Below are 7,366 nucleotides of genomic sequence, written 5' to 3' on the forward strand. Positions count from 1 at the left end.
CGCTCCGCGTGCCGAAAAGCCGGCGAACGTGCTCTCAGGCGGCGTCGAGCCCGGCTTCCTGACTAGCCGACTTCTGGTACCGGTCGACGTACTCCTGCCCCGACAACTCCAAGATCCGATAAACGATCTCATCCGTCACCGACCGCAACACCGGCAACGACTCCTGCATCCCCGCATACCGCGAGAAGTCCAACGGCTCCCCAAACCGAATGGTCACCGGCCGAATGCGAGGCAACCTCGCATCCACCGGCTGCACCTGATCCGTCCCCACAATCCCCACCGGCACAACGGGCGCACCAGACTCCAACGCCATCCGAGCCACCCCAGTGCGCCCCCGGTGCAGACGGCCGTCCAAAGACCGAGTGCCCTCCGGGTAGATCGCAAAGGCGTCCCCACGAGCCAGGATCGACGCCGCAGTGTCCAAAGAGGCCCGAGCCGCCCGCCCAGAACCACGACGTACCGGAACGTGCCCCAGCGAGCCGAAGAAGTACCGGGACAGGGCCCCCTTGACCCCCTTGCCCTCGAAGTACTGCGCCTTGGCCAGGAAGTACACCCGCCGAGGCACGACCATCGGGATCACGATGCTGTCGATGAACGACAGGTGGTTCGCCGCCAGGATGACCGGGCCGTCCGCGGGCACGTTCGCCAAGCCCTCGACCTTCGGGCGCCAGACCATCCGGGCCGTGGGCGCCACGACCCGTCGCATCACCGTGTAGAGCATGGGAACAGCATCCCTCTTCGTGGTTACCGGCCGGTGAAAAAGGTGGCCCACACCTCAGGATTCCGCCAGCTCGGCCTTCAACTCGGTCGACCGCGCCGCCCAGCGCCGCAACAGGTCACCCGCGGCGCCGGAGTCGACCGCCTCGGCTGCCCGAACCAGCCCGGCCGCCAGGTCGGTGTGCAGGTCGCCGCTGAACCCGGCATGTGCCGCGATGGCCCCGGCCGCGTTGAGCAGGACGGCGTCCCGGACCGGCCCCGGCTTGCCGCCGACCAGTTCGCGCACGACCTCGGCGTTGACGGCTGCGTCGCCGCCCTTCAGGTCCTCCGGGGTGGCCGTGGGGATGCCCAGCCGCGACGGGTCGATCCGGTCCTCACGGACCGTCCCGTCCGAGACGACCCACACAGTCGTGGTGGCCGTGGTGGTGATCTCGTCCAGCCCGTCGTCGCCGCGCACGACCAGTGCCGTGCTGCCGCGTCGGGCGAACACACCCGCCATCAGGGGCGCGGCGGAGGCGCGGGCGCAGCCGATCAGGCCCACCACCGGCTGGGCCGGGTTGGTCAGCGGCCCGAGCAGGTTGAACGACGTGGGGATGCCCAGCTCGCGCCGAGGACCCAGGGTGTGCCGGAACGCGGGGTGGAACACCGGTGCGAAGCAGAACCCGACGCCCAGCTCCTCGACCGTCGTCTGCACGCCCAGCGGCGGCAGGTCGATCGCCACGCCCAAGGCCTCCAGGACGTCCGCCGTGCCGCACTTGGACGACGCCGCCCGGTTGCCGTGCTTGACCACGGGCACGCCCGCGGCGGCGGCCACCAGGGTCGCCATCGTGGAGATGTTCACCGAGCCGGAGCTGTCGCCGCCGGTGCCGACGATGTCGGCCGCGCGGCCCTCGACGGTGAACCGGCGGGCGTGCTTGAGCATCGCCGCGGCCAGGCCGTCGACCTCCTCCGGCGTCTCGCCCTTGGCGCGCAGGGCCACTGCGAACGCGCCGATCTGGGCCGTGGTCGCCGCGCCGGACATGATCTGGTCCATCGCCCACGCGGTGTCGCCCTCGCCGAGGTCGACGCGGTCGATCAGCCGGTTGAGCAGCTGCGGCCAGCTCCGGTCTCCCACCGACCGGTCTCCCGCCGGCCCGCCTCCCACTGGCCCGCCTCCCGCCGGCCCGCTTCCCACTGGGGTCACCCCCGGACCGCGGGCACGCCCGTGGACCGCAGCACCTCGGCGACGGTCTCGGCGGCGGCCAGCGGGTCGAGCGGGTGGACGATGACCGCGTCCGCCTGCGACCACGTGGCCAGCCACCGGTCGTCCTTGCGGCGGACCGCGACGACGATCGGCGGGCAGTCGGTGATCTCGTTCTTGAGCTGGCGGGACAGGCCCATGCCACCGGTCGGCTGCGCCTCGCCGTCCAGGATCGCCAGGTCGATGTCGCCGTTGTCCATCTCGTAGAGGACGTCGGCCACGCCGCCCGCCTCCACGTACTCCACGCGCGGCAGGTCGGGCGCGGGACGGCGGCCCACCGCGGTGATGATCGTCTCACGCACCTCGGGGCGGTGGCTGAACACCAGGATCCTGGTCGTCTGCGTGCTCATCTGCGCGATCCTCCGGCGGGTCGGGTGCCAGGTGGAAGCTGATGTTATCCGTCCCACTCCGGCGACCGGTGCGGGACCTGGAGAGCGTCCCAACCGATCCAGTCACCGCCCAGCCGCTGCGCCAGGCTCGCCATCCGCGAACGCTCCTGCGCGCACGACAACGCGGTCAGCACCTGCACCCGCAGAGCGTGGGAAACCTCACCGGGAACCAACGTCCAGCCGTCCGGCGCGAGCAGTTCTCGGGCACGTTCGACCTGGTCAGGGGGCAGGGTGAGGTGGTGGCGCAGCACCGCCGGTTCGGTCGTCCGCAGATCGGATGACCGGGCCAGCACCGCCGAGTCGGCCTCGGCGATGTCGAACGCCTCGGCGACCACCACCAACCCCGGTGAATCGATCTCCAGTGCGGGTTCGCCCTTGCGGGACAACCGATCACGCAACCGGCCCAACAACCCCATGCCGCCCTCACCGACCGTGTGACCCAGATGACCACTGCTCCTGCCCCGGACCCGATGGGCGGGGCGAAAACCTGCAAGCAATAATGCGTCGTGTGACAACGGCAGCGCCCTCCATCGGCCCGCGCGTGCACTCGCTGAACCGCCCGAACATGGTCAGCGTGGGCACGATCGTCTGGCTGTCCAGTGAGCTCATGTTCTTCGCCGGCCTCTTCGCCATGTTCTTCACGGTGAAGGCCCAGAACGAAGGACCGTGGCCCCCCGCGCCGACGCACCTCAACGTGCCGTACGCGCTGTTCTTCACGATCATCCTGGTGGCCTCGTCGTTCACCTGCCAGTGGGGCGTGTTCGCCGCCGAGCGCGGTGACGTGTTCGGGCTGCGCCGGTGGTACCTGGTCACGTTGATCATGGGCGCGATCTTCGTGGGCGGGCAGGTCGGTGAGTACATCAACCTGGTCCACGAGGGCACCACGATCCCCGGGTCGGCGTACGGGACGGTCTTCTACCTGACGACCGGCTTCCACGGCCTGCACGTGATCGGCGGTCTGATCGCGTTCGGCTACCTGCTGGTCCGCACGAAGCTGAGCAAGTTCACCCCCGCCCAGGCGACCTCCGCGATCGTCGTGTCGTACTACTGGCACTTCGTCGACGTCGTCTGGATCGGCTTGTTCGCCGTCATCTACATCGTGCCCTGACCAGGCTCGCGCACCACCGACGAGCAGCACGAACCCCGAACTCACACCAGCAAGGGTTGCCGCACACATGACCACCAACACCACACGGGCCCGGAAGCGCGGCACCAAGCTGCGCCGGCGGATCTCGGGCCTCCTAGCCCTGGGCTTCGCGCTGCTGTCCGCGGGCTTCCTGTTCAGCGCCCTCGCGCCGCAGCCGCAGACCGCGCAGGCGCAGGACAACCCGGCCCAGGTGCGACTGGGCGAGCAGCTCTACAACAACACCTGCATCTCCTGCCACGGCGACAACCTCGACGGCGTGCAGGACCGCGGCCCGAGCCTGATCGGCGTGGGCGAGGCGGCCGTCTACTTCCAGGTCTCGTCGGGCCGCATGCCGATGGCCCGCCAGGAGGCGCAGGCCCAGCGCAAGCCCGCCGTGTTCACGGCGGAGGAGATCGACGCCATCGGCGCGTTCATCCAGTCCCGCGGCGGCGGCCCGGAGACCCCCGAGGAGCGCGGTGAGGCGCTGCGCGGCGAGAACTCCGCCCGCGGCGGCGAGCTGTTCCGGCTCAACTGCGCGGCGTGCCACAACTTCACCGGTCGCGGCGGGGCGCTGTCGTCCGGCAAGTTCGCACCCGTGCTGGACGGCGTGACCGAGGAGCAGCTGTACACGGCGATGCTCACCGGTCCGCAGAACATGCCGAAGTTCTCCGACCGGCAGCTCACGCCGGAGGAGAAGAAGGACATCATCGCGTACATCAAGTCGGTCACCGACGGGAACAACAACCCCGGCGGCGCCCCCCTCGGCGGCTTCGGGCCGGTTTCAGAGGGTCTGATCGCGTTCATCGTGGGCATCGCCGCCCTGATCGGCGTGGCCCTCTGGATCGGAGCCAAGGCATGAGCGGCGTGCAGCCGAACAACCTGCCGAGCGAGGCGGAGCTCGCCGGTATGAGCAGGGACGAGCTGGTCAAGCTCGGCACGAAGCTGGACGGCGTCGAGATCGTCCACTACGAGGAGCGGTGGCCCGTCAAGGGGACCCGCGCCGAGCGCCGGGCCGAGCGGCTGGTCGCCCTGTGGTTCGCCATCGCCGCGCTGGGCGGCCTGGCGTTCCTCGCCGCGTTCCTGTTCTGGCCGTGGCGCTACGAGGCGCCCGACAGCGGGCACCACTTCCTGTACAGCCTGTACACGCCGGTCATCGGCCTCACCCTGGGCGTCGCGATCCTGGGCCTGGGCGTCGGCGCGCTGCTCTACACGAAGAAGTTCATCCCGGAGGAGCTGGCCGTCCAGGAGCGCGGCGACGGCGGCTCGTCGGAGGTCGACAAGGCCACCATCGTCGCCGAGCTGGCCGACGCGGGCGTGCGCTCCACCATCGGCCGCCGGTCGCTGATCAAGCGGACCGCGGGCCTGGGCGCGGGCGTGTTCGGCCTGGGCGTCGTGGCCCTGCCGCTGGGCAGCCTGATCCGCAACCCGCACGCCGACAGCGAGACCAAGGCGTCGCTGTGGCACACCGGCTGGAAGTCCGAGAACGGCGAGAAGGTCTACCTGCGCCGCCACACCGGCAACTTCCACGAGGTGGCCCTGATCCGCCCCGAGGACCTCGACGCGGGCGGTTTCGAAACGGTGTTCCCGTTCCGCAAGTCGGAAGAGGGCGACGAAGAAGCCCTGGTCGCGGCCCTCAAGCGGGCCGACAACCCGGTCATGCTCATCCGCCTGCGCCCCGGCCAGTCCGTGGTCAAGCGGGAGGGCCAGGAGAACTTCAACTACGGCGACTTCTACGCGTACTCGAAGATCTGCACCCACCTGGGCTGCCCGACCTCGCTGTACGAGCAGCAGACCGGTCTGCTGCTGTGCCCGTGCCACCAGTCGCAGTTCGACGTCTTCCACTACGGCAAGCCCCGGTTCGGCCCGGCGACCCGTGCCCTGCCCCAGCTTCCGATCACGGTGGACGAGGACGGATACTTGATTGCCCGCAGCGACTTCATCGAGGCTGTGGGTCCGGCGTTCTGGGAGCGTAAGTCATGAGCGGCATCACCACGCCGACAAAGCGGCAGAACGCCGCAGCCCGCGCGGCGGGTGGTGCGGCGAAGTGGGCGGACGACCGGTACCACGTGGCCAAGGGCCTGCGGCACCAGATGAACAAGGTCTTCCCGACGCACTGGTCGTTCCTGCTCGGCGAGATCGCGCTGTACAGCTTCATCGTCCTGCTGCTGTCGGGCACGTACCTGACGTTGTTCTTCGACCCCTCGATGGAGGAGGTCGTCTACAACGGGAGCTTCGCGAACCTCCAGGGCATCGAGATGTCCCGGGCGTTCGAGTCGACGCTGCAAATCTCCTTCGAGGTCCGCGGCGGCCTGTTCGTGCGCCAGGTGCACCACTGGGCGGCGCTGCTGTTCATGGGCGCGATCGTCGTGCACATGTTCCGGATCTTCTTCACCGGCGCCTTCCGGCGTCCGCGTGAGATCAACTGGGTCATCGGCATCGTGCTGTTCATGCTCGGCGCGATCGAGGGCTTCCTCGGCTACTCGCTGCCCGACGACCTGCTGTCCGGCACCGGCCTCCGCGTCATGGCGGCCCTGCTGATCTCGATCCCGGTCATCGGCACGTGGCTGAACTGGCTGCTGTTCGGCAGCGAGTTCCCCGGCACCGAGATCATCCCGCGCCTCTACGCGCTGCACATCCTGGTCATCCCGGGCATCATCCTGGCGCTGGTCGCGGTCCACCTGGCCCTGGTCTGGTACCAGAAGCACACCCAGTTCCCGGGCGTGGGCCGCAAGGAGACCAACGTCGTGGGCGTCCGGATCATGCCGGTGTTCGCGGCCAAGGGCGGCGGCTTCTTCGCCATCGTCGTCGCGGTCACCGCGATCATGGGCGGCGTCTTCCAGATCAACCCGGTGTGGAACTTCGGCCCGTACAACCCGGCGCAGGTCTCGGCGGGTTCGCAGCCCGACTGGTACATGGGCTGGACCGACGGCCTGGTCCGCGTGTGGCCCGCGTGGGAGCTCTACCTGGGCGACTACACGGTCCCGGCCCCGTTCTGGCCGTTCATGTTGGGCCTGCCGCTGCTGACCGGCATCGCGGCGGTCTACCCGTGGATCGAGCGCAAGATGACCAAGGACTACGCGCACCACAACCTGCTCCAGCGCCCCCGCGACGTGCCCGTCCGGACGTCGCTGGGCATGATGGCGATCTCGTACTTCATGGTCCTGCTGGTCATGGGCGCGAACGACATCTTCGCCTACCAGTTCGACATCTCGCTCAACGCGACGACCTGGATGGGCCGCATCGGCCTGCTGGTGATCCCCCCGATCACCTACTTCATCACCTACCGCATCTGCATCGGCTTGCAGCGCGGCGACCGCGAGGTCCTGGCACACGGTGTCGAGACGGGCATCATCAAGCGCCTGCCGCACGGCGAGTTCATCGAGGTCCACCAGCCCCTCGGCCCGGTCGACGACCACGGCCACCCGCTGGAACTGGCCTACCAGGGTGCTCCGGTGCCCAAGAAGATGAACAAGCTGGGCTCGGCCGGCCACCCGGTCCCGGGCAGCTTCCTCACGCCGGACGCGCCGGAGGAGACGGCGGCCCTGGCCCGCGCCCGCAAGGAGAACGGCGGCCCGAAGGACTCGCTGACGGCGGAGAACAAGCCGTCGGCGGAGCTGGCGGGCAAGCCGGCACAGCCGGAGGACTGACAAGCAGAACACGGAAAGGCCCCGCACCCGGCAACAGGGGTGCGGGGCCTTCCGCATTCACCACCCACACACCACCCCGCACATACCCCGCGCCCCACCACCCAACCGCCGCACGAGGGCTTTTCACGAAGCTGCCGCGCGGCACACCTCTGCCTGGGCTTCTTGCTTGTGTCATCCCCGTATGGCCTGCCCGAAGGGCTACCACGCTTTGGGTCGGGTGCAGCCGAAAGTTTTTGCGAGGAACGAG

8 protein-coding genes are annotated in these 7,366 nt (G+C 69.2%); 4 read left to right on the plus strand and 4 right to left on the minus strand.

Going from position 1 to position 7,366, the window contains the following annotated elements; translation table 11 throughout:
• Window positions 1-34 precede the first annotated feature (34 nt).
• The 4 genes from WBN91_RS11205 to WBN91_RS11220 form a co-directional block, all read right to left on the minus strand.
• Entirely contained in the window at window positions 35-721 is a 687-nt protein-coding gene (locus WBN91_RS11205; RefSeq protein WP_337727960.1) for a lysophospholipid acyltransferase family protein, read from the minus strand.
• Between the two features lie 54 nt (window positions 722-775).
• Entirely contained in the window at window positions 776-1,831 is a 1,056-nt protein-coding gene (trpD, locus tag WBN91_RS11210) for an anthranilate phosphoribosyltransferase (RefSeq protein ID WP_337727961.1), read from the minus strand.
• 65 nt (window positions 1,832-1,896) lie between these two features.
• Window positions 1,897-2,307: a hypothetical protein gene (locus tag WBN91_RS11215; protein WP_337727962.1), complete on the minus strand. Its 411-nt coding sequence runs from the start codon at window positions 2,305-2,307 to the stop codon at window positions 1,897-1,899.
• Between the two features lie 44 nt (window positions 2,308-2,351).
• Window positions 2,352-2,762 carry a hypothetical protein gene (locus WBN91_RS11220; protein WP_337727963.1) on the minus strand — a complete coding sequence of 137 codons (411 nt, stop codon included), beginning with the start codon at window positions 2,760-2,762 and terminating at the stop codon, window positions 2,352-2,354.
• Between the two features lie 83 nt (window positions 2,763-2,845).
• On the opposite strand from WBN91_RS11220, the gene ctaE reads away from it, so the two are divergent.
• The 4 genes from ctaE (at window position 2,846) to qcrB (ending at window position 7,119) form a co-directional block, all read left to right on the plus strand.
• Complete coding sequence (gene ctaE, locus WBN91_RS11225; RefSeq protein WP_337727964.1) at window positions 2,846-3,454, plus strand: aa3-type cytochrome oxidase subunit III; 609 nt, start codon at window positions 2,846-2,848, stop codon at window positions 3,452-3,454.
• A gap of 67 nt (window positions 3,455-3,521) precedes the next feature.
• Window positions 3,522-4,331 (plus strand): cytochrome bc1 complex diheme cytochrome c subunit, encoded by an 810-nt coding sequence (qcrC, locus tag WBN91_RS11230; protein WP_337727965.1) that lies wholly within the window; start codon window positions 3,522-3,524, stop codon window positions 4,329-4,331.
• The gene (qcrA, locus tag WBN91_RS11235; protein ID WP_337727966.1) at window positions 4,328-5,452 is read left to right on the plus strand and encodes a cytochrome bc1 complex Rieske iron-sulfur subunit; all 1,125 of its coding nucleotides are present in this window, start codon (window positions 4,328-4,330) and stop codon (window positions 5,450-5,452) included. The genes qcrC and qcrA overlap by 4 nt, the downstream gene beginning before the upstream one ends.
• Window positions 5,449-7,119, plus strand: coding sequence for a cytochrome bc1 complex cytochrome b subunit (qcrB, locus tag WBN91_RS11240; RefSeq protein WP_337727967.1), 1,671 nt, complete (start codon window positions 5,449-5,451; stop codon window positions 7,117-7,119). The genes qcrA and qcrB overlap by 4 nt, the downstream gene beginning before the upstream one ends.
• Window positions 7,120-7,366 lie beyond the last annotated feature (247 nt).

The sequence above is a fragment of the Saccharothrix sp. CCNWYY140 genome, from assembly GCF_037401995.1.
Lineage (GTDB): Bacteria > Actinomycetota > Actinomycetes > Mycobacteriales > Pseudonocardiaceae > Actinosynnema.